The organism is Chitinimonas sp. BJB300 (assembly GCF_002735695.1).
Classification (GTDB): Bacteria; Pseudomonadota; Gammaproteobacteria; order Burkholderiales; family Chitinimonadaceae; genus Chitinimonas.
The window spans coordinates 1-1669 of record NZ_PDZH01000289.1; the positions used below are offsets into that span (position 1 = coordinate 1).

Consider the following 1669-nt stretch of genomic DNA (forward strand, 5'->3'; position numbering starts at 1 on the left):
CCACAAGACGATCCTGCAGGCGTTCTATCAGGTGACTTTCCGCCGCAAGCTGTATGTGGCGATGGATGAGCTGCAACGGGACTTGGATGACTGGATGGCTTACTACAATGAGAAGCGCACTCACCAAGGGAAGATGTGCTGCGGGCGAACACCGCTACAGACGTTGAACGATGGTAAATCACTGTGGAAGGAGAAAGTAGAAGACCTGAACTGATCTAATGGAATGGACGCCCCCACCATCAGCATCGATACGCCAAAGTGATAGTGTCAAACAGACCACTCACGGAAGGAGCCTCCACCATGAAGATCATGACTATCGGCATTGATCTGGCAAAAAACGTGTTCCAATTGCACGGCGTAGATGAACACGGCAAGACAATCCTGAAGAAACAGCTTCGCCGCGAGCAGATGACGGTCTATTTCGCCAATCTGCCACAGTGTCTAATTGGTATGGAGGCCTGTGGCGGCGCTCACCATTGGGCACGTCTGCTGCAAAGCTTTGGCCACACCGTCAAATTGATGGCGCCGCAGTTCGTCAAACCCTACGTCAAGACCAACAAGAACGATGCTGCTGATGCTGCGGCGATTTGTGAAGCCGTAACCCGGCCGGATATGCGTTTCGTGCCGATCAAGACCGTTGAGCAGCAAGCCATACTATCGGTACATCGGGCTCGCGCCGGTTTCGTCAAAGCGCGCACTGCAACGGCCAACGAAATTCGCGGCCTGCTCGCCGAGTTTGGCATCATCATCCCGCAGGGTATCCACGCTATTGGCCGACGCATTCCGGAAATACAGGAAGACGGCGAGAATGAATTGCCCAGCACCTTCAAACAGTTGCTGCAGACACTCTCGGACCACCTGAAAGCGCTGGATCAGCAGATTGAGGCACTAGAACAGGACATTCAGTGCTGGCACCGAAATGCTGCCGTCAGCGTCCGGCTGGCGAAGATTCCTGGCATCGGACCGCTTACCGCCAGCGCCCTGGTCGCCACGGTGGGGGACGCCCGAAACTTCAGCAATGGCCGACAACTTGCGGCATGGCTCGGTTTGGTGCCGCGACAGCATTCAAGTGGCGGTAAGCCGACCTTGCTGGGTATCAGCAAGCGTGGCGACAGTTACTTGCGAACCTTGATGATTCACGGTGCCCGAGCGGTGTTACGCTTTGCGACGAATAAAACTGATTGCACCTCGACGTGGCTGAACGGCGTGATGGCGCGGCGACATGTCAATGTGGCGGCGGTGGCGCTGGCCAACAAGAATGCACGTATTGTCTGGGCCTTGCTGGCACACGAGCGAGAGTTCCGGTCCGACCACACCCTGGCGTTCGCTGGAGCGTAGCCGAACCGGTTGATTGTGACAAAGTAGATTGGTGAAGACTTTCAACGGTTGCGCAGGCAATCTTGATGTGATGGCAAGACAGGTAAGACCGTGACCGACAAACCCCGAGATTGTCAAAGTGCGTAAAGCACGGTGATCTGATAGCGGAGTCGGTCAGCTTATTCCATCAGGGACAGAGGCGAAGGCCTCACTAAAAGTCCGGATGTATGGCTGCAATCTCAACCTTGTTCTTGGTGCAACAAAAAGATGGCTTGGCAAACGGGGGCGTCCATGTATGACAATCGGGCACCGTCAAAACGGGCAACTGTCAGATCAAGTCTGAACTTCTACA

The 1669-nt window shown here is 55.0% G+C and carries 1 protein-coding gene and 1 pseudogene; both read left to right on the forward strand.

Annotated elements, in window-relative coordinates:
• Positions 1 to 214: pseudogene (locus tag CSQ89_RS21400) on the forward strand (IS481 family transposase); the annotation flags it as partial.
• An 86-nt stretch (positions 215 to 300) separates the two neighbouring features.
• Positions 301 to 1338, forward strand: coding sequence for an IS110 family transposase (locus CSQ89_RS21405; protein ID WP_099407973.1), 1038 nt, complete (start codon positions 301 to 303; stop codon positions 1336 to 1338).
• Positions 1339 to 1669 lie beyond the last annotated feature (331 nt).

Excerpts from the sequence above, each read along its gene's own strand:
- CSQ89_RS21405 (WP_099407973.1), top strand. The coding sequence starts at position 301 with ATGAAGATCATGACTATCGGCATTGATCTGGCAAAAAACGTGTTCCAA.